This window comes from Pedobacter sp. (assembly GCF_965249885.1).
Taxonomy (GTDB): domain Bacteria; phylum Bacteroidota; class Bacteroidia; order Sphingobacteriales; family Sphingobacteriaceae; genus Pedobacter.
Window position 1 is genome coordinate 3374719 of sequence record NZ_OZ252254.1, and the last position, 20292, is coordinate 3395010.

Below are 20292 nucleotides of genomic sequence, written 5' to 3' on the forward strand. Positions count from 1 at the left end.
AAACAGTAGGTTTTAGGTTGGAAGTTTAAAAAATAAAGCCTCGGCATTACCGAAGCTTTAAGGTTAATGTGCCCAGAAGCAGATTCGAACTGCCACGCCGTTGCCAGCGCCACCCCCTCAAGATGGTGCGTCTACCAATTTCGCCACCTGGGCATCTTGATGCTGCAAATATATCATTTGCATTGAAAAAAATACGGATTTGTTGAATTGTTTTTAATGCTGAGCTAGCGCTAATGTCATAAAATGAAATGTATTTTGATTTTTAAATATATCATCGTAATATTACGATATATTATTTGAATTGGGAACGACTAAAACAGAAATATTTAACGAACAGCAAAACAGGCTAGCCAGTGTGCTGAAGGCTTTGGCACATCCAGCTAGGATAGCCATTTTGCAGTATATCGTGAAACAAAATTCTTGCATTTGTGGTGATTTAGTTGAGGAGTTAGGCTTGGCTCAAGCCACCATATCACAGCATTTGAAAGAACTTAAAAATATCGGAATCATTAAAGGCAATATTGAAGGTACAAGTATTTGTTACTGCATTGACAACCAAAAATGGAACCAAATTAAATTTGAATTGGATTTGTTTTTAAAGGAGGTTGAAATTCCTAGCAATTGTTGCTAAAATTTTTTGGATTAATTCATCGTAATATTACAATTAAAAAAATCGATATGAGATTATCAGCTATCAAAGAAATTTTGCCACGTTTAAATGAAGTGGTTTTTGAATTAGAAGACGGAACTTTAGTGCCACATCATTTTCACGTTACTGAGGTAGGGCAAATCACTAAAAACTTTATTGATTGCGGCGGTGTAATTAGAAGTGAGAAGGTGGTTAACTTCCAACTTTGGAATGCCGACGACTACGATCACAGGTTAAAGCCGGTGAAGTTATTAAATATCATTCAGCTATCAGAAGAAAAACTGGGGATAGAAGATGCCGAAATTGAAGTAGAGTACCAATCTACCACTATTGGGAAATATGATTTAGCATTTGATGGAACAAAGTTCATCCTTCAAAACAAAACTACGGCCTGCCTAGCTCAAGATGCTTGTGGTATTCCAGCTGAAAAGCCAAAGGTAAATTTAAGTAATTTGGTTGCTAAGCCAGCTAATAGCTGTACTCCAGGTGGCGGCTGTTGCTAATCAATTAACATGTATCAGGAAATTATCAATACTTTAAATGGCGTTGCGCTTCAACAATTAAGTGCGGAGCGCAAATCTGTTTTACAACCTTTAATTGATTTTGTACAGGGAAAAGTCAATACTGGCGAATCAGTAAATCTTAATTTTATCTGTACGCATAATTCAAGGCGTAGTCATTTGAGTCAGGTTTGGGCACAAGTAGCTGCTCATCATTTCAATATGTTTCAGGTCAGTTGCTATTCGGGAGGTACAGAGGAAACGGCGTTGTTCCCTGTTGTAGCAAGTACATTGCAGCAACAAGGCTTTGAGGTCTACAAATTGGCGGGAGCTGGCAATCCCATTTATGCTATTAAATATGCAGCGGACCGAGTTCCAATAATTGGCTTTTCCAAACGATTTGATCATCCGTTCAATCCCTCATCAAACTACGCTGCTGTAATGACCTGCTCTCAGGCTGATGAGGGTTGTCCCTATATCGCGGGAGCAGAAAAAAGAATTGCCGTTACATTTGAAGATCCGAAATTGGCCGATCATACCCCTCAACAAGCAGAGGTGTATACAGCCAGAAGTTTGCAGATAGCTGCGGAAATGTACTACGTTTTTTCCACGGTTGCCAAAGCAAACTAACTGTGTGCGATTGGTAAAGAAAAGCTGAAAGTGCTACCAACACCTAGCTCACTTTGTACTTCAATCTTTCCGCCTTGCGCTTCAATAAAATCTTTGGAAATGCTTAGTCCTAGTCCAGAACCAGATTTGTGCTGCCCATCTGTTGGTACCTGAAAGTAGCGTTTAAACAAATCATTTTGATACTGATCTTCAATTCCCTTTCCGTAATCCGTTACACTAAAGTACAGCATCATATTATTTATGGTGATATTGATGTCTATTTTTGATTGGTTAGCACTATACCTGATGGCATTGCTCAACAAATTCACCAAAACCCAAGCAGTTTTTTCCTGGTCTGCAACGAGAGGAGGGATTACCGCCGGTTTGTTAATTCGAAGTTCAATTTGTTTTTCCTGCAATTGTACACTTACGGCATTGGTAGCATAGTCCAATATCTCCGTGGCGTTGCTTTGCTGTACGTTTAGCTTAATATTTCCTGTTTCTACCTGTGCCAAATCCAAAAGCTCTCCAGTAATTTTCAATAGCCTATTTGCATCATCCTGAATGTGTGCAATCATGTGTTTTTGCTCTGTATTGAGATCCCCAATCCTGTTATCTTCCAATAGTTTTAAACTCATTTTTATGGATGAAATTGGCGTTTTCAATTCATGGGAAATGGTAGCCATAAAGTTTGTTTTTGCTTGGTCAAGCTCCTTGAAATCGGTAACGTTTTTTAAGATAAAAACCTTTCCCGCAGTTTTCTTAGTAAAGCTGATGGTATTTTCATCATCAGGTATTTCAGGTATTTCAATATCATTAGAAGTTACACTGAAATAATTTGGTTTTTGTTGAAGTACGATTTCCAGCAAATCAGCATCTTCTTTTTTAACAATGGTTTGGAGCAAGCTATTTTTTGAACTTAAATCTTCGATGTTTTTGCCCAAAACCGCTTCAGGTTTTAAGTGGAGCAGCTCAGCTGCTAAATCGTTAATGAAAATTAAACTGCCTTTGTCGTCAAGTCCGAAAACGGCATCTTGCATTTGCTGGATGATTGTTTCTATCCGCTGTTTTTCCGATTTCAGTTCGGCCACATTACTGTTTTCCCATTGGTCTAGCTTTTTCGCCATGTCATTAAATGCATTTGCCAACGTCGAAAATTCTTCTGTTCCTTTAAAATGAAGTCTTTGCTTGTAGTTCTTTTTGCCAATTTCTTTGATCCCATCTAACAATAGCGCCAGTGGGTTAGCAATAAAACCTGGAAAGCTCAGGATGAAAGTAAAAAGGATAAGGAAAAAGATGAAAGCAGCCAACCCCAAATACAATGTAGCTTGTGCCACGGTTTGTTCAGAGCGCTGACTTTTACTGACTATCGCTTGCATATTCAAATCTTCAATCCGATAAATAGCTGATTTGATTGCTGATAGCTCCTTAATTTGTTTCGTGGCAGTAAAGCGTTGGTAAGCACTAGCAAGTTCTTTAACTGCTACTGCTTCGCCCTTTTCAGTAATGTTCTGCTCCTCTTGCACCAGTAATTTTTCAAATGCTTTTTGTGATGCAGTGCCAGTCAAACTGTCCTTATCCATCAATAAACGCATTGCTTTGGTATATTGTAGCGAGTGGTTATTGTCCTTTAAAATTAAAGCTGTGCTTTCAGCAATGCGATTAATTTGAAATAAGGAAATGGCGCCAAATGCAATGAGCATCAAGAATAAGAAACCGATGCCTAATCTGAGTTTTGTTTTTAGCTTCATGGCTTTTAATTAAGATAAAATTACCAAATCGATACCTCGGTTGGCGATGTTTTTTAATAATTTATTGATAAACTGATGTCCAATCAATATTTTTAACCAATGGAGATGCGGTTGGCCGATACATAAAGTGGTGATCTTCCTTTCGTCCACCAGCGTTAAAATGGCTGCGGCAATATCGTTATGCTTTATCTTCATCACCTCGGCACCTAGTTCTGTAGCCAGCTTGAAGTTGTTAATCAAATGTCTTTGTTTATCGAGCCTAATTTTATTGGCATGCTCATTTTCTGTTTGTACGTACAGCACAATCCATGTGGAGCGATAGTAATTAGCTAGTCTTGAAGTTTTCCTTATGATCATTTGTGCCGTTTGATGATTGGAAGAAATACATGCTAAAAATAGCTCCTGCTTCACATTACTGAGCTTATTTTGATTGATTTTATGGTCGAGGTAATTGGCTACTGTAGTTAATGCCTGTTCGCGAAGCCGGATGATGATTTCCTTTTTAAAGAAGTTTTCTAACGCTTGCGGAATTTTATCGGCATGGTAAATTTTTCCTGCTTTTAACCTGTCAATTAATTCGTCAACACTTAAATCGATGTTTACAATTTCATCGGCTATGGTAAACAGTTGATCGGGTATTTTTTCGCCAATGCTTACTCCGCTAATTTGCTGCATAATGCTGTTTAAGCTTTCCAGGTGCTGGATGTTTACCGCCGTAATTACCGAAATGCCAGCATCCAGTAAATCTACCACATCTTGCCAACGTTTTTCGTTTTTGCTACCTGGCACGTTGGTGTGCGCCAGTTCATCTACCACCACTACTTCTGGGTGCCTAATTAACACAGCGTTAAGGTCAAGCTCGTCTAGCGCCTTGCCTTTATGGAAAAGTTTCTTCCGTGGGATGAAGGGGAGATTTGCAGTGAGTGCTACGGTTTCTGCTCGGTTATGGGTTTCTACGTATGCAATTTGTACATCAATATGATGTTGCAGCAAGCTATGTGCCTCCTGCAACATTCTATAGGTTTTTCCTACACCGGCGCTCATGCCTAGGTATATTTTTAGATGTCCACGTTTGGATTTTTGTAGTAATTCTAAAAATTGATTGCCGGATGTAGCTGCCATATTAAAAAGATAAAGCCAAACTTGCAGTGATACTGCTATTGTAATTCACCGTGGCGTTGTTGAGAATAAATTGATCATCACCTTGATAGACCTTGCCTTCAAGCCTAAATAAAGCTTGTTTGAAAGGACTGTAGTCAATATTAAGCGAGTAGCCGTTTACTTCGAAATTTGGATTGACAGCATTTACAATCATTGCTTGATTGTCCTTGTAATATTCGTACCTGCCAGCAACTGCCCATTGATCGTTAAATGTATATCTAGCAATTACAACCGGCGACAAGATTTCTTTTTTATCGGAACTGCCTTTAGCTACTTGTTGCGTTCCGTAGTCGAAACCAGCTGTTAAACCAAAACTGCTTGAAAGTTGCGCAATAGCATAAAAGTTATGATAAAACCTTCGCACCCTAACGGCATTTTCACCTTCGTAACCTAAATAATTGCTGTAGTTCAAAGTGATGTTCTCAGCGGGCTTCCAATTCAGCTGTAAACCACCAGCAGGTTTGGTATTGCCATCCAAACGCTTAATTCGCTGCCATCCATTTAAATAAAGTAAGGTAGCGCTAAAAGTTTGATCATCATTAGCATAACTCAGTTTAGCACCAGCTTCATAATAAGGTGTGTTTTCTGATGAGATATTCCGAGTTAATACCCAACAGTCTTTCGAAATGGCACTTTCAAATCCAATATGCGAGCTAAACACACCAGCATCTAGCCAAATATTAGATGATTTAGATAGTTTCACGCCTGCATTAGCTTCGAAGGCATTTTTCATCACATCTGGTTCGGCGGCGTAGTTGGCTGTCATGTAAGTGCCCAGCGCTATGGCTAAATTGGCTCTAAGCCTATCTGTTTGATACATGCCTTTTATAAAAGCTAGGTTGACATTTAACTCGTTGCTGCGGTTGTGGCTGTAAATGAAATTTGGACGAGTATTAGTTGAAGGCTGATTGAAATCATAGTTGTAGTAAGTTTCAATGTAGCCCGATATTTTAATAGGATTATTTTCTTGAGCGGAAGCGTACTGTATCAGTAAGATGCTTGCAATAACGAAAAGAAGTTTTTTCATGATTTTTTTTGGTTTGATATAAGATGTAATCATCGATTTTTTAGAATGAATGGCTGTTATTTGCGAGTTTGATCCAAAGCAACATTTAATTCCAGTACATTAATTTTTGATGGGCCGAATAATCCAAATAGAGGTTTTTCGGTATGAATATCTATCAGTTTAATGATTTTTGAGAGTGGTGCTTGGCGGGAAATAGCCACTCTTTTAGCCTGAATTTTAGCCGCTTCTATTGATATGTTTGGATCCAGTCCGCTTCCTGAAGCTGTTACCAAATCCGCTGGAATTTCATTTTTTTTTAAGCCGGGGTGATACTTCAATAAAGTGTCGATTCGGTTTTTTACTTCTTGAAGGTAAGCGGGATTTGTTGGCCCTTTATTGGAACCAGCTGAGCCCGCTGCGTTGTAATTTACTGCCGAGGGGCGTCCCCAAAAATATTGAGGTTGACTGAAAGCCTGTCCGACCAAGCGGTATCCAACTACCTTGCCATTAAGCTTTACTTTTTCGCCGCCACCTTTTCCAGCGCTCAATTTTGCAGCAAAGCTGATGAACAAAGGATAAATCACACATAAAATGATGGTGAATATGATAGTCAGTTTGATAGATGGAAGAATATATTTTTTCATTTTTTTTAAAAGATTAAATTCGAGGATTAGATGAAGAACCCGATGCATAAATCGATGATTTTTATGCCGATAAATGGCGCAACAACGCCACCTATGCCGTAGATAAACAAGTTTCTGCGAAGCAAAGCACTAGCGCCTATTGGTTTGTACGCTACGCCTTTTAGTGCCAGTGGAATAAGCAATGGAATGATGATGGCGTTAAAAATCACTGCGGATAAAATGGCGCTTTCTGGACTTTGCAACTGCATGACGTTTAAACCCTGCAACGCAGGAATGGCAGCAATAAAAAGCGCAGGTACAATGGCAAAATATTTAGCCACATCGTTAGCGATAGAAAAGGTAGTGAGCGTACCTCTAGTAATTAAAAGTTGCTTTCCTATTTCTACAATTTCGATCAGCTTGGTTGGGTCATTATCTAAATCTACCATGTTACCAGCTTCTTTTGCCGCTTGTGTGCCGCTATTCATGGCTACGCCTACATCTGCCTGTGCTAAAGCTGGCGCATCGTTAGTGCCGTCGCCCATCATGGCCACTAACTTTCCTTGTTCCTGTTCGGCTTTGATGTAATTCATTTTATCCTCTGGCTTGGCTTCCGCAATAAAATCATCTACTCCAGCTTTCTCCGCAATGTATTTAGCAGTTAATGGATTATCACCAGTTACCATCACTGTTTTTACGCCCATTTTCCTAAGTCGTTCAAAGCGTTCGCTAATACCCGGCTTAATGATATCTTGTAATTCAATTACGCCAACAGGCTGATGATTTTTATTGACTACCAATGGTGTTCCACCGTTTTCAGCAATGGATTTTACCTGAGTAATTAAGCCTGAAGGTATTTCGAATCCATTTTTTTGTGCAAATAACTTCATCGCATCAAAGGAACCTTTTCTGATACTCAATCCATTAGGCGTATCAATGCCGCTTGATCTAGTTTCAGCCGTAAAGTCTATAAATTGCGCATTTTCAGGTTTTTCAATTACTAGGTTTGGATATTGCTGTTGAGCCAATTCCACAATTGATTTACCCTCTGGTGTTTGATCGGCGAGTGATGCCAAATAGGCGAGTTTAACGAACTCAATTGCTTCAATTTGTTCAGTTGGATAAAAAGCCGTTGCTTTTCGGTTGCCGATGGTAATGGTACCCGTTTTGTCGAGCAAAAGCACATCGATATCACCAGCAGTTTCAACCGCTTTTCCCGATTTGGTGATGACATTAGCTCTTAATGCCCTGTCCATTCCCGCAATGCCAATAGCGGATAATAAACCGCCAATGGTAGTTGGAATGAGACAAACAAACAATGCGATGAGTGCCGCAATGGTAATTGGCGTTTGTGCATAGTTGGCAAAAGGTTTTAGGGTAACGCACACAATAATAAAAATCAAGGTAAAGCTGGCTAGTAAGATGGTTAAAGCAATTTCGTTAGGCGTTTTTTGTCGGGATGCGCCTTCCACTAATGCAATCATTTTATCCAAGAAGCTTTCGCCAGGCTGTGCCGTTACTTTCACTTTTATCTCATCAGAAAGTACTTTTGTGCCGCCAGTAACTGATGATTTGTCACCGCCAGCTTCTCTAATTACCGGAGCAGATTCGCCGGTAATGGCACTTTCGTCAATGGTCGCAATTCCTTCAATAATTTCGCCATCAGTAGCAATTAACTCTCCGGCTTTACAAATGAATACATCGCCTTTTTGTAGTGCGTTACTAGAAATTATTTTCGTATTGCCATCTTCCATTAGCAATAAAGCCGGTGTTTCTTCTCTCGTTTTTCTTAAGCTATCCGCCTGCGCTTTGCCTCTGGCTTCTGCAATTGCTTCTGCGAAATTGGCAAATAAAAGGGTTAGAAATAGTACAATAAATACGCTGAGGTTATATCCAAAACTTCCTTCGGACGAATTGGTTAGGCTGTATGCAGTAACCACAGCCATGATCAATGTGCCTATCTCCACAGTAAACATCACTGGGTTTTTAATCATCACTAAAGGGTTAAGTTTAATGAAAGATTGTTTGATGGCAACACTTACCAATGCCGAGTTTAACAATTTTGATGCTGTTTTTTCCATGTTATTTAATCATAGTAAAGTATTCTGCAATTGGACCTAATGCCAGTGCAGGGAAATAGGATAGTGCATTTAAAACCACAATAATGGCTAGTGTCATTAAAGCGAAGGTTTTAGTATCGATTTGTAGCGTGCCTGCACTTTCCGGAATGTATTTTTTCTTTGCAAGCAATCCTGCAATAGCTAGCGGGCCAATGATTGGAATGAACCTGCCAAATAGTAGGATCACGCCAGTCATGACGTTCCAGAACATATTGTTATCGCCTAACCCTTCAAAGCCAGAACCGTTATTGGCATTAGAGGAAGTAACTTCATATAGCATTTCGGAGAATCCATGAAAACTGGGGTTGTTGAGCCATGCAGACGGTGGTGTTTCCCAAGTTGCATTTCCATGTGCTGTGAAAGTGTAAGCTGCCAACGCTGTGCCGCACATGATGAATAAGGGACTAATTAACGTCACTAAAGCTGCAATTTTTACTTCCCTGGCTTCCAATTTATGGCCTAAAAATTCAGGTGTTCTACCAACCATTAATCCTGCTATAAAAACAGCGATTATCAGGTAAATAAAGTAGTTAAGTAAGCCAACGCCACAGCCGCCGTAAAATGCATTTACCATCATAGCAAGCAGTTGATAAAGCCCGGTAAGTGGCATAGTACTATCATGCATTCCGTTTACAGAACCAGTACTTACCACTGTGGTAATGGTACTCCAATAGGCTGTTGCTGCAGGTCCAAAGCGTACTTCTTTACCTTCCATGGCTCCAGTATGCTGCGTTACGCCCAGCTGTTCAATTTTCGGATTTCCGCCTAATTCGCTTTGTAATGTTGGGAGTAGCAGCAGTAAAAAACCTATGGTCATTACGCCAAAAATGGTCCAAGCAAGTTTTCTTCTGCCAATAAAGATGCCGAATGCAACAATCATCGCAATAGGAATCAACATTTGAGAAATCGCTTCAACCATGTTGGTGAAGTAACTAGGGTTTTCTAAGGGGTGAGCTGAGTTCGCACCAAACCAACCTCCGCCATTAGTTCCCAAGTGTTTAATGGCCACCATTGCAGCTGCGGGTCCTCTGCTTACAGTTAAGCTATCGCCTTGTAAACCTATGATTTGGTCTTTGGCTCCGTAAGAGGCGGGAACACCATTAAAAGCTAAAACGATGGCAATAATTGCAGCAATAGGCAATAAAACTCTGGTAATAGCTAAGGTGAAGTGCTGCCAAAAGTTGCCTAATTTTGTGGTAGTTTTCTCTTTGAAAGCTTTGAAAAATGAAATGGCTATCGCGATACCTGTTGCAGCAGAAACAAAATGTAAAAACATGATGATGAACTGTTGCGTAAGATAGGTGAGTCCGCTTTCGCCGCTGTAATGCTGTAAATTACAGTTTACCACAAAGCTGATGATGGTATTGAAGGCCAAATGCGGTGACATACCAGGGTTACCGTCCGGATTGAGCGGCAAGTGACCTTGGTACATCAGTACGAAAAAGCCATAAATTAACCATAGTGCATTGATGGTGAGCATGGCTTTGAGGTGCTGTTTCCAGTCCATTTGCGCAGCAGGATTGATTCCCGAGAACCTATAAGTGATGTTTTCAAATGGATGAAGAAAATTGGTCCACACCCTTTGGCCTGCAAAAACTTTGGCGATATAGCTGCCGAGCGGGATGGCAATAACTAAGGTTAAAACAAACGTGGCAATAATGCCTAGAATTTCAGTTTGCATGATGATTTAAAATTTTTCTGGATGTAGCAGTACGTATAGCATGTACACAAAAACTGCAATGGAAATGATGAATAAAATGAGCATGGGTTTTAAATTTTTTCGAACCAATCAATAGATTTGAATAACAGCCAAATACCGATGAGTAAGGCTAAGAAAAGGACGAGTGTAATCATGTGTTAAATTTTATTGGCCTATTTACTACAGTCGTGCCAATGCTTTTTTTAACTGATTAAGTTGTTGGTTGTAAGTATTTTATGTTGTATCTGATTTCAGTGTTGCGGAAGAAGTTTATCAAAATGAGAAGCTTTGTTTATCATTTTGGTAGGGTTGGCGTAGCCTCTCGCTTGTCATCGATAGCGTAGCGAAGGATTTTTGGAAGTTTAAGGTGGTGGGTTTATGTCATTTGTCATCAAGAGCGAAGCGAAGGATCTAATTAGCAATGGTTCAATAGATTCCTCCCCGAAGTTTTGGTGCAGGCCGCTCTTCAAAATGACAGCAATGAGTTTAAGTTAGCTTGATGGGCGTTAGATACGGAATAGTGACTTGTGTTAAGATTCTGAAATAAATTCAGAATGACGTTCTTAGGAGTCGTTCCGTGTAGTTGGCGGTGACAGTAATTGTGTACGTCGGAACTACAGCGAGGGGTATAGCATGGTGGTTAGCGTCGCTTGTCATCCGGGGCGTAGCGAAGGATCTAATTAACAATGGTTAAATGGATCCTTTCCGAAGTTTCAGGGCAGGCCATTCGTTGGAATGACAGTATAATCCCAAACTGATACTTTAAAAAAATAAGAAGAATAAACTCAAAGCATTTTGAACGTAACATCAATACTTAGCAATACCGTACTGTTCCATTTTACGATAAAGCGTGGCAAGTCCTATTCCAAGCAGTCTAGCTGTTTCAGATTTGTTACCGGCGGTATGTTGTAGCACTTTTCTAATGTGCTTTTCTTCTACACTAGACATTTCTAGACTGTCCTTAGAAATAGAAGCTTCAGTATTAAAGTTAGCAGGCAATAGTTCAATGTTGAGTTGCGGTTGATCATTGAGGATCAAAGATCTTTCAATGGTGTTTTTCAACTCTCTAATGTTGCCTCTCCAGCGGTGGTTGAGCAATGCGGCCTTAAAAGTTTCGTTCATTGGCACACTAGAATCAAACTGTTTAATGAAATGATCTGCCAGCAAAATAATATCTTCATTTCTATCATTTAATCTGGGCAATACCAAGGTAAAAACAGATAGCCTATAATATAAATCTTCTCTAAAGTTGCCCTTTTCCACCTCATCCAGCAAATTTTTATTCGTAGCGGCAATAATTCTGATAGCCACCTTTCTGCTTTGCAGATCGCCCAATTTAATAAAAGTACCATCTTCCAATACTCTCAAAATTTTGGCTTGCATATGCAAAGGCATATCGCCAATTTCATCTAAAAATAAAGTGCCGCCATCAGCTTGTTCCAAAAGCCCTTTTTTATCTTGTAAAGCTCCAGTAAATGCACCTTTTTTATATCCGAAAAGTTCGCTTTCTAATAGCTCTGCACTAATGGCACTACAATTAATTGCCATAAATTCGCTATTGGCATGAGCGCTACTTTGATGTATCGCCTTGGCAAAAACTTCCTTGCCAGTTCCAGTTTCGCCTAACAATAAAACATTCGCTTCGGTATTTGCCACTTTCTTGGCCATGGCAACCAAGTCCAAAATAGCTTTAGATTTACCAACTACATTATCAAAACCTAGCTTCGGTAATTTTTTATTTAATGGCAACTTGGATGCAATTTCTGCGGCTTCAAAAGCCTTCGCTACTAACGGAATTATCTTATCGTTATCATCGCCTTTGGTAATGTAATCGTATGCTCCGTTCCTCATAGCTACCACGCTATCAGCAATAGTACCATAAGCCGTAAGGTTAATCACCTGCACATGAGGTTTCAATTGTTTGATAAGCGCTACCAAGTCAATACCGTTGTAATCTGGTAATTTTACATCGCACAATACTACACAAACTGCTTGTTGTTCAAGTATTGCAAGTCCATCTTTGCCAGTGTAGGCTTTATGAACAGTATATCCTTCCAGCTCCAAGATCCGAGCTAAAAGATCGCACAGCCTTTTCTCATCATCTATAATAAGTAGCGATTTACTATTCATGCAACGAAGATAGTGGCTTTGAAGATAAATTGTCAAAAAACTTATGAGGAGCTTCTCTGATTATGTACAAACGATTAAATTGTGTCGATTTATTCGTACAAGCTATGGAATTAAAACGCCGTTTTTAGTATCATTGTATCACCATATAACCCAAACTGAACTTATGCGCAACCCTAAAAGTTGGATGCTACTTTTTTTGCTATTGGTCTTTGCCAATGGCTTATCTGCGCAGTTATCGTTCGATCATCTTTCGGTGTCCCAAGGTTTATCACAAAGTACCGTGTTATCCATTGCTAAAGATGGAAGGGGATTTTTATGGTTTGGCACAAGAGACGGCATCAACAGGTACGACGGGCGAACCATCAAAACTTATCGGCACAACGATCAAAATAATAAAAGTATAAGCGCTGATGATTATATCTACGCTATAACGAAACAAAAAAATGGCAATTTATGGATTGGCACCCAAAATGGGCTCAATTTGTATCAGCCTGATTTAGATGCTTTTGAACAGATTTACCGTCAGGTGAATAACCCACAAAGCATAGCTGGAAATGCAATACTCAGTATTTGTGAGACCAGTAATGGCAGCATTTGGTTTGGCACCAATACTGGATTGAGTTTACTGTCAAATCCAAACTCGAGGAAGTTTAAAAACTTTTATGTGAAAGATGGCTTGGCTGGGAATGAGGTATATGTAGTGTTTGAAGACAGCAAGAAGAATATTTGGGTAGGTACCACGACAGGTTTAACACGTATTAAGCAGCTTAAAAGTGGTAAATATCAATTTCAAAATTTTTATGCTAATTCAGATTTGGGGTTAATTGGTAGCTCTGTTAAAACTATTGTAGAAGATAAGTTTGGCAAAATCTGGATTGGTACTGAACGTAATGGCATAAGTATTTACCATCCTCAGGAAAATAGCTTTTCGCACATCCAACAATCGCCCAATGGCTTAAGTAATAACTTTATCAGGAAGATTGTAATTGCGAAGGATGGTTTGTTGTGGATCGGAACCATGAATGGGCTGAATATTTTCGATCCTAAGACAAATCGTTTTACGGTTTATAAGCATGATTCGGAGAAGCGCAAAAGTCTTAGTGATAACTCCATCAAAGATATTTTCGAGGATGACCAAGGTTCTGTTTGGATTGGAACCAATTTCGGGGGCATTAACGTGGCGCACCAAAATGCGGTACCTTTTGAGGTTTATAAATACAGCAAATACCGTAACAGCATCAGTAACGATATCATCAGTGTAATTGCGGGGGCGGATGATACACATTTGCTGATAGGTACGGAGGGTTCTGGTTTAGATATTTTAGATACCAAGACGGGCATTTTTCAAAACTTTAAACACCAGCCTGCCAATACAGCTAGTATCAGTTCAAATACGGTTAAATCTATTTATAAGGATAACAAAGGGCAAATTTGGATTGGTTTGTACGAAGGTGGCTTGGAGCTTTTTGACCGCAAAAGCGGAACTTTTAGGCATTTCAAACCTAGCTTAACAGATACGACAACGGTAAGTCATGGGTACATCAGCTGCATTACGCAAGACTTGCAAGGTAGGCTTTGGATTGGAACTTCATCAAAAGGATTGAACCTGTACGACTACAATAAACGTAGTTTCCGAAGGATTAATAGCAGTTCTAAGGGCTTGAAAATTAACAGTGATTATATCCGCACCATGTTGGGAGATAGCCAAGGAAATTTGTGGGTAGGTACCGCGGTTGGATTAAGCGTGTTGAAGAAAAATGCCAATCAGTTCCTGCGTTTTTATAAAAAAGATGGTTTGAAATCAGACTATATCAACTGCATTTTAGAAGATCGGTTTAAGCAAGTTTGGATTGGTTCGCATCGAGGCGGTTTAAGCAAATATCTACCTAAGCAGCAAAAATTTGTCAACTACACCGTTAAAAACGGATTGGCTAGCGACAACGTAGTGGGCTTATCACAAGACGATGAAGGAAATATCTGGATAAGTACCGATAAAGGCCTGTCTAAGTTTGATATTAAACAAAAAAACTTCAAAAATTATTATGTAAGCGATGGATTGCCAGCTAACGAATTCAGCTACAATGCGGCCTATAAAGCGGCGGACGGTAATTTGTATTTTGGAAGTTATAACGGATTGGTATCCTTTAAATCTAACGCCATTGCTACCAATAAACAAGCACCAACCATTGTATTTACGGCGCTGCGCTTGTTTAACAAAGAGGTAAATGTTGGCGGTGCCGATGATCTTCTAGAAAAAGATATTTCGTTTACACCTGCTTTAACTTTTAGCGCAGATCAGAATATTTTTACCATCGATTTTGCGGCATTAAATTATATCAAGCCTGAGCGAAATAAATACGCATACAAATTAGAAGGTTTCGAGAATAACTGGAATGAGGTTACTAACCCATCTGCTACGTATACCAATTTGCCTCCAGGAACCTACCATCTTTTGGTAAAAGGCAGTAACAACGATGGTTATTGGAACACTAAGCCTGCTAAACTGGAGATTAAAATACTCCCGCCATTATGGAAAACCTGGTGGGCTTACCTTATTTATGCGGTGATCTTTATAGCAATTTTGTATTACATCAATCGGTTTTTGAGGCGACAGGAACGTTTAGAAACACAGCTTTACTATGAGCATTTGAACTACCAGCAACAACAAGAGCTTTACCAAAACAAGCTCGACTTTTTTACGCGTATTTCACACGAAATTCGTACACCATTGACGCTGATTTTTGCTCCGTTAGAAAAACTTATCGACCTAACGCAAAACAACGCTGCTTTAAATACACAGTTGCAAAGCATAAAAAACAATACTGATCGCCTGCTTCGACTTATTAAAGAATTGCTTGATTTTAGGAAAATTGAAACAGGTAATTTACAGCTTGCAGCTGCAGAAGTGGATATGGTTAAATTTTGTGAACAAGTTTACGAGGCTTTCCGAAGTCAGGCTACTACGAAGCAAATTACATTTAATTTTAGGCATCCTAACGTTAAGATATCTGCTTTTGTTGATCCATCTCAAATGGAAAAGGTGTTGTTCAATTTACTTTCCAATGCTTTTAAATATACACCAGAAAAAGGAAACATCGACTTGGTTTTGGTAGATGAAGCGGAAAAAATATTGATTAAAGTACATGACGATGGCGTTGGTATCGCTCCAGAATACTTATCTGAAATTTTCACCAATTTCTATCAAATCAAAACTCAAAGTCAACAATTAAGTGGTTGGGGAATAGGTTTGGGCCTGGTGAAAAGTATTGTAGATATGCATAAAGGTCAGATTACTGTGAATAGTAAGCAGGCTGGGGAAAATGTAAATGGATATAGTGAGTTTTGTGTATCATTGAGAAAGGGTAATGCGCATTTTTCTGCCAACGAATTAGCGAGTTCAAGCGAAGCTCCGGAACTACAAGTCTCTGGATGGAATAATACCTTGGAGTTAACGGCAAATGAAGTAAATATCGATGATGCAACCAACCAAACTCGCCAGCAACACCATGTTTTAGTAGTAGAAGATAATGATGAATTAAGAGCTTTTATTGTGCAATCGCTTCAGCAGCAATACTTGGTAACAGGATGCATTAACGGATTGGAGGCTTTAAATTACGCAACTGAGCACATTCCAGATTTAATTGTAAGTGATGTAACCATGCCTGTAATGGATGGAAACGAATTTTGTAAGCGCATTAAAAGCGAAGAACGCACTAATCACATTCCAGTGCTGATGTTGACGGCAATGGCATCACATGGCAACCAAGTGCAAGGCTTAGAGGCAGGTGCCGATGTTTACATTACCAAACCGTTCAGTATGCAGTTGTTGGAGCTACATATTAAAAATGTACTGGCAGCTAAGGAAATTTTAAGATCCAAGTACCATAAACAGTTGTTGCTTACGCCAAGCAAGGTGGAGGCTCAATCGCCGGAGGAAAAGTTTTTAGCGAAGTTGATGCAAATTATGGAGCGGCACATGGAGGATACGGATTTTAATGTGACGACCTTAGTTGATGAGATTGGGATGAGCCAAACTGTATTGTATAAAAAAATTAAAGCACTAACGGGTCTTTCGATATCAGATTTCATGAAATCAGTGCGGTTAAAACGAGCGGCACAGCTGCTACAAGAAGGGCACCTCAACATCACAGAAGTGGCCTATGCAGTTGGCTTTAACGACAGGAAATATTTCAGTAAAGAATTTAAGAAGCAGTTTGGCGTAGTGCCATCAGATTATATGGGTAATACTGGGGATATATAGCAAATCGTGCCTTACAAATTAAAATCACTCCCTTTTAAACCAATTTTTACCCCTTATTTATTTTTTAATTGAAGAAATTTGATTGATCAAAAAACCAAAGTATTCATGGGGAAATATTGCACACTGCTTATTTTGTTTTTACTTTCTGTAGGTAAAACCGATGCCCAAACGGCTAAACCTAATGTGATTGTTATTGTGGTAGATGATGCCGGCTACGCCGATTTTGGCTGTTATGGTGGTAAAGAAATTCCTACTCCTAATATAGATTTGCTTGCAAAAAATGGCACTTTGTTCACCAATGCTTATGTAACGGCTTCTGTTTGTGCGCCTTCAAGGGCGGGCTTACTTACGGGTTTGTACCAGCAGCGATTTGGGTTTGAACACAACACTTCCGCTAAGCCTGCCCCAGGCTACACCATGAAAGATATGGGGATGGATGTTAAAATTCCAACTATTGGCAATCAAATGAAAGCCAATGGCTATAAAACCATTGCCATAGGCAAGTGGCATCAGGGTGATGAAGAGCCTTACTTTCCCCTAAACCGAGGTTTCGATGAATTTTATGGCTTTGTTGGCGGTCACCGCAATTTTTTTGGCTACGATAAAATGCCTGCCAGAGAGTTTACACTGTTCGACAATCGAAAGGCAGTTCCAGAAAGTGAGGTCACTTATTTAACCGATATGTTTACCGCAAAGGCAACTAACTTCATCGAACAAAATAAAGCTCATCCTTTTTTTATGTACTTAGCCTATAACGCAGTGCATGTTCCTATGAACGCTAAGAAAGATTTGGTACAACGGTTTGCTCATTTGCCTGAAGGTAGGCGAGCTTATGCAGCAATGATGACTTCTTTAGATGATGGCATAGGAAAGCTGATGCAGACGCTTAAAGAACAAAATTTGAATAATAACACGTTGATTTGCTTTATTAATGATAACGGCGCCGCAACTGGGAATTATGCGGATAATGGTCCGTTGCGAGGATTGAAAGGCTCTAAATGGGAAGGTGGAATCAGGGTAGCGTTTGTAATGAACTGGCCGGGTAAAGTTCCCGCTGGATTGACGTACAACAACATGGTTTCGTCGTTGGATATTTTGCCAACGGCAGTAACGGCAGCTGGAGGAAAGTACACTCCTAATTTTAAGGCTGATGGTAAAAATTTGATTCCATTCGTTAATGGGAACAAACAGCAGCCACCGCATGATATTTTATTTTGGCGTAGGGGAGTTGCTGCGGCAGTAAGGCAAGGCGACTGGAAGTTGATCAGGGTTGCCGATAATCCGATATTATTATTTAATTTGAAAACAGACATTGCCGAAACTACCAACTTGGCATCCAAAAACCCACAGAAGGTGAAAGCGTTGCTACACGAATTGCAACAATGGGAGAAAAAAATGGATCAACCACATTGGTTCAGCGATTATGGTGATACCAATCAAATCATGAAACATAAAATGGAAGTTGTTGGAAGGGAAATGGAAAAGAAATATCCTTAATAATGGTTAATGATAAAGGGTTAATGGTTAACCAGCAGTTTAAAAAGATACCCAATAACCATTAATAAACCATTAACCATTAATCAATCAACTAAACATCCAAAAAACTAAACAACCAAACAACCAAACAACCAAAAATGAAGAAACTAGCTTATCTGATTTTACTACTAGCCGCTCCGTATTTCAGTTTTTCACAGGCCACTTATCCCTTTGGTACTATCCTTAAAAAAGTATATGCAGATCAGGGTAAAAACTTGGCTAATGCAACAAAGGTTGGTCAGGCAGCTTTAAGCAGTATCCAAGTGGATGGAACGTGGAAAGAGGTAGATTACGCCGACCAATCCCCTACAGCTTGGAAACCCGTAGCGCATTTGGAAAGAGTAGATGATTTGGTACAGGCCTATACCGCCGAAGGAAGCAGTTTTAGAACTAATGAGCAACTTTACAAAAGTATTGTGAAGGCATTGGAGGTTTGGTACGAAAAAGACCCTACAAGCAAAAATTGGTGGCATAATGAAATAAGCGTACCGCAAAAGTTGGGTGTTATTTTGGTGTTGATGGAGTTTGCAGATAAAAAACTGCCGGAAGCTTTACAGCAAAAATTGATTGAGCGCATGAAGCGTGGAGATATGGTGGCGAAAACTGGTGCCAACAAAACGGATATCGCCATGCACTATTTTTACAGGTCTTTAATTACAGAAGATAAAACCTTATTAGCGGAATCGTTAACCGAGTTATTTAAGCCGGTAAGTTTAGTGGATGGAGAAGAAGGCTTGCAATACGATTTTTCCTATTTGCAACACGGTCCTCAGCTATATATTGGCGGTTATGGTAATGTATTTTTGGGTGGTGTGATTAAAATAGCAGGCTACGTGGCGGGTACACCTTATGCCTTGACTAAGGAAAAGCTAACGCTGCTTTCTAAATTTTATAGAGATACTTATTTAAAAACTTTCAGGTCTAGGTATGTTGATTTTAATATCGAAGGTAGAGGAGTTACCAGACCGAATAATCTACGCAAAACTTCCGAAAAATATCGTTTAAATGCCATGATGAATATCGATCCTGAGTTTAATGCCTTTTATGAAAATGAGCGTTCTCGGATAGATAGTTCGGGTAGTTTCAACATTGCGCCGTTTCATCAGCACTTTTGGAAAGGCGATTATACCATCCATGTACGACCAGAATATTCGTTCAATGTACGAATGACCAGTACTCGAACCAAACGATCGGAGATGGGTAACAACGAAAATTTATATGGCAAATACCTTTCAGATGGTGCTACAAATATTCAGATAACAGGTCCCGAATATTATAACATTATGCCCGTTTGGGAGTGGGACAAAATTCCGGGAATTACGTCTACCGACCATGCAGAAGATGTGAAAATGGAAGTAAATTGGGGTGAAGAGGGTAAAAATGAATTCGCAGGCGGGGTGTCTGATGGCATTTACGGAGCCACCAGCTACCAATTAAATTACGATGGTGTAAAAGCAAAAAAAGCATGGTTCTTTTTTGATAAGGAAATCGTTGCCCTAGGTGCGGATATCAGCTCAACTAATAGCGAGCCAATTGTAACGACGCTAAATCAAACTTGGTTAGAGGGCAGTGTAGCCAGTTCCTTTGCCAATATTAAAAAAGGAGAATTGTCGCAACACAAAGCGCCTGTAGCAAGTTGGGTACTACATAACAATGTTGGCTATTATTTTCCGGTAGCGCAAAATTTAAGCGTTAGCACCCAAGTACAAAGCGGAAGTTGGAATAGAATTAACCTATCACATCCCAAAACGGAAGTTAAAGGCAATGTTTTCAAGTTATGGATTGATCATGGCATAAAACCAGATACGGCAAGTTATCAATACATTGTTTTGCCTGCTACAAAAAACGTGAAAAGCTTTGATCCTAAATCCATTGATATCGTTAGCAATAATGCCAAAAATCAAGCGGTGTACCATCAGCAGTTGAAGATTTTTCAGGCGGTATTTTATGCAGCTTCAACCATAAGTTCGGATACGTATATCATCAGTGTCGACCAACCTTGTATCCTTTTACTAAAAGATAAGAAATTGTACGTAGCCGATCCGCTACAGCAACAAGGTAATATCAACGTTCAGGTTAAACATGTGAAGACTGGAAAAATCGCTACTGCACAAATCCAATTACCGGACGGTGCCAACAAAGGAGCGTCAAAAGAAGTGCAACTTTCTTTTAAATAAAAACTATTAATAGTTGTATAAATAACATGAGTTTGAGAATGGAAAAATAGGCTGTTTGCTAGCGATAGCC

Annotated in this window: 14 protein-coding genes and 1 tRNA gene; 6 read left to right on the forward strand and 9 right to left on the reverse strand. The window is 39.5% G+C overall.

The window, feature by feature from the left end; all coding sequences use genetic code 11:
* Positions 1–69: 69 nt before the first annotated feature.
* Positions 70–153, reverse strand: a tRNA-Leu gene (locus ACY2A0_RS14390).
* A gap of 148 nt (positions 154–301) precedes the next feature.
* Here ACY2A0_RS14390 and ACY2A0_RS14395 point away from each other — a divergent pair.
* Genes ACY2A0_RS14395 through ACY2A0_RS14405 form a run of 3 tightly spaced genes read left to right on the forward strand, consistent with a single transcriptional unit; the run spans position 302 to position 1779 of the window.
* Positions 302–631, forward strand: a complete 330-nt coding sequence (locus ACY2A0_RS14395; protein WP_461790166.1) for an ArsR/SmtB family transcription factor — start codon at positions 302–304, stop codon at positions 629–631.
* A gap of 47 nt (positions 632–678) precedes the next feature.
* Positions 679–1152, forward strand: a complete 474-nt coding sequence (locus ACY2A0_RS14400) for a DUF6428 family protein (protein ID WP_461790167.1) — start codon at positions 679–681, stop codon at positions 1150–1152.
* A gap of 9 nt (positions 1153–1161) precedes the next feature.
* On the forward strand, positions 1162–1779 hold the full coding sequence (locus ACY2A0_RS14405; RefSeq protein ID WP_461790168.1) for an arsenate-mycothiol transferase ArsC: 618 nt from the start codon (positions 1162–1164) through the stop codon (positions 1777–1779).
* On the opposite strand, the gene ACY2A0_RS14410 is transcribed toward ACY2A0_RS14405, so the two are convergent.
* The 8 genes from ACY2A0_RS14410 to ACY2A0_RS14445 form a co-directional block, all read right to left on the reverse strand.
* Positions 1776–3509 (reverse strand): HAMP domain-containing sensor histidine kinase, encoded by a 1734-nt coding sequence (locus ACY2A0_RS14410; protein WP_461790169.1) that lies wholly within the window; start codon positions 3507–3509, stop codon positions 1776–1778. The two genes, ACY2A0_RS14405 and ACY2A0_RS14410, sit on opposite strands and share 4 nt — an antisense overlap.
* A 9-nt stretch (positions 3510–3518) precedes the next feature.
* Entirely contained in the window at positions 3519–4631 is a 1113-nt protein-coding gene (locus tag ACY2A0_RS14415; RefSeq protein WP_461790170.1) for a sensor protein KdpD, read from the reverse strand.
* A 1-nt stretch (position 4632) separates the two neighbouring features.
* Entirely contained in the window at positions 4633–5697 is a 1065-nt protein-coding gene (locus tag ACY2A0_RS14420; protein WP_461790171.1) for a porin, read from the reverse strand.
* 56 nt (positions 5698–5753) lie between these two features.
* Positions 5754–6320: a potassium-transporting ATPase subunit KdpC gene (kdpC, locus tag ACY2A0_RS14425; RefSeq protein ID WP_461790172.1), complete on the reverse strand. Its 567-nt coding sequence runs from the start codon at positions 6318–6320 to the stop codon at positions 5754–5756.
* A gap of 26 nt (positions 6321–6346) precedes the next feature.
* Positions 6347–8380, reverse strand: coding sequence for a potassium-transporting ATPase subunit KdpB (kdpB, locus tag ACY2A0_RS14430; protein WP_461790173.1), 2034 nt, complete (start codon positions 8378–8380; stop codon positions 6347–6349).
* A gap of 1 nt (position 8381) precedes the next feature.
* Positions 8382–10100, reverse strand: coding sequence for a potassium-transporting ATPase subunit KdpA (gene kdpA, locus ACY2A0_RS14435; RefSeq protein ID WP_461790174.1), 1719 nt, complete (start codon positions 10098–10100; stop codon positions 8382–8384).
* A 6-nt stretch (positions 10101–10106) separates the two neighbouring features.
* Complete coding sequence (locus ACY2A0_RS14440) at positions 10107–10184, reverse strand: potassium-transporting ATPase subunit F (protein WP_461791065.1); 78 nt, start codon at positions 10182–10184, stop codon at positions 10107–10109.
* A 741-nt stretch (positions 10185–10925) separates the two neighbouring features.
* Positions 10926–12248: a sigma-54-dependent transcriptional regulator gene (locus ACY2A0_RS14445; RefSeq protein WP_461790175.1), complete on the reverse strand. Its 1323-nt coding sequence runs from the start codon at positions 12246–12248 to the stop codon at positions 10926–10928.
* Between the two features lie 163 nt (positions 12249–12411).
* Between ACY2A0_RS14445 and ACY2A0_RS14450 the strand changes: the two genes are divergently transcribed.
* The 3 genes from ACY2A0_RS14450 to ACY2A0_RS14460 all read left to right on the forward strand — a co-directional run bounded on the left by ACY2A0_RS14450 (position 12412) and on the right by ACY2A0_RS14460 (position 20222).
* Positions 12412–16509, forward strand: a complete 4098-nt coding sequence (locus tag ACY2A0_RS14450) for a hybrid sensor histidine kinase/response regulator transcription factor (protein WP_461791584.1) — start codon at positions 12412–12414, stop codon at positions 16507–16509.
* Positions 16510–16587: 78 nt separating this feature from the next.
* Positions 16588–18006: a sulfatase gene (locus tag ACY2A0_RS14455; protein WP_461790177.1), complete on the forward strand. Its 1419-nt coding sequence runs from the start codon at positions 16588–16590 to the stop codon at positions 18004–18006.
* A gap of 137 nt (positions 18007–18143) precedes the next feature.
* Positions 18144–20222, forward strand: a complete 2079-nt coding sequence (locus ACY2A0_RS14460; protein ID WP_461791585.1) for a polysaccharide lyase 8 family protein — start codon at positions 18144–18146, stop codon at positions 20220–20222.
* Positions 20223–20292: the final 70 nt, after the last annotated feature.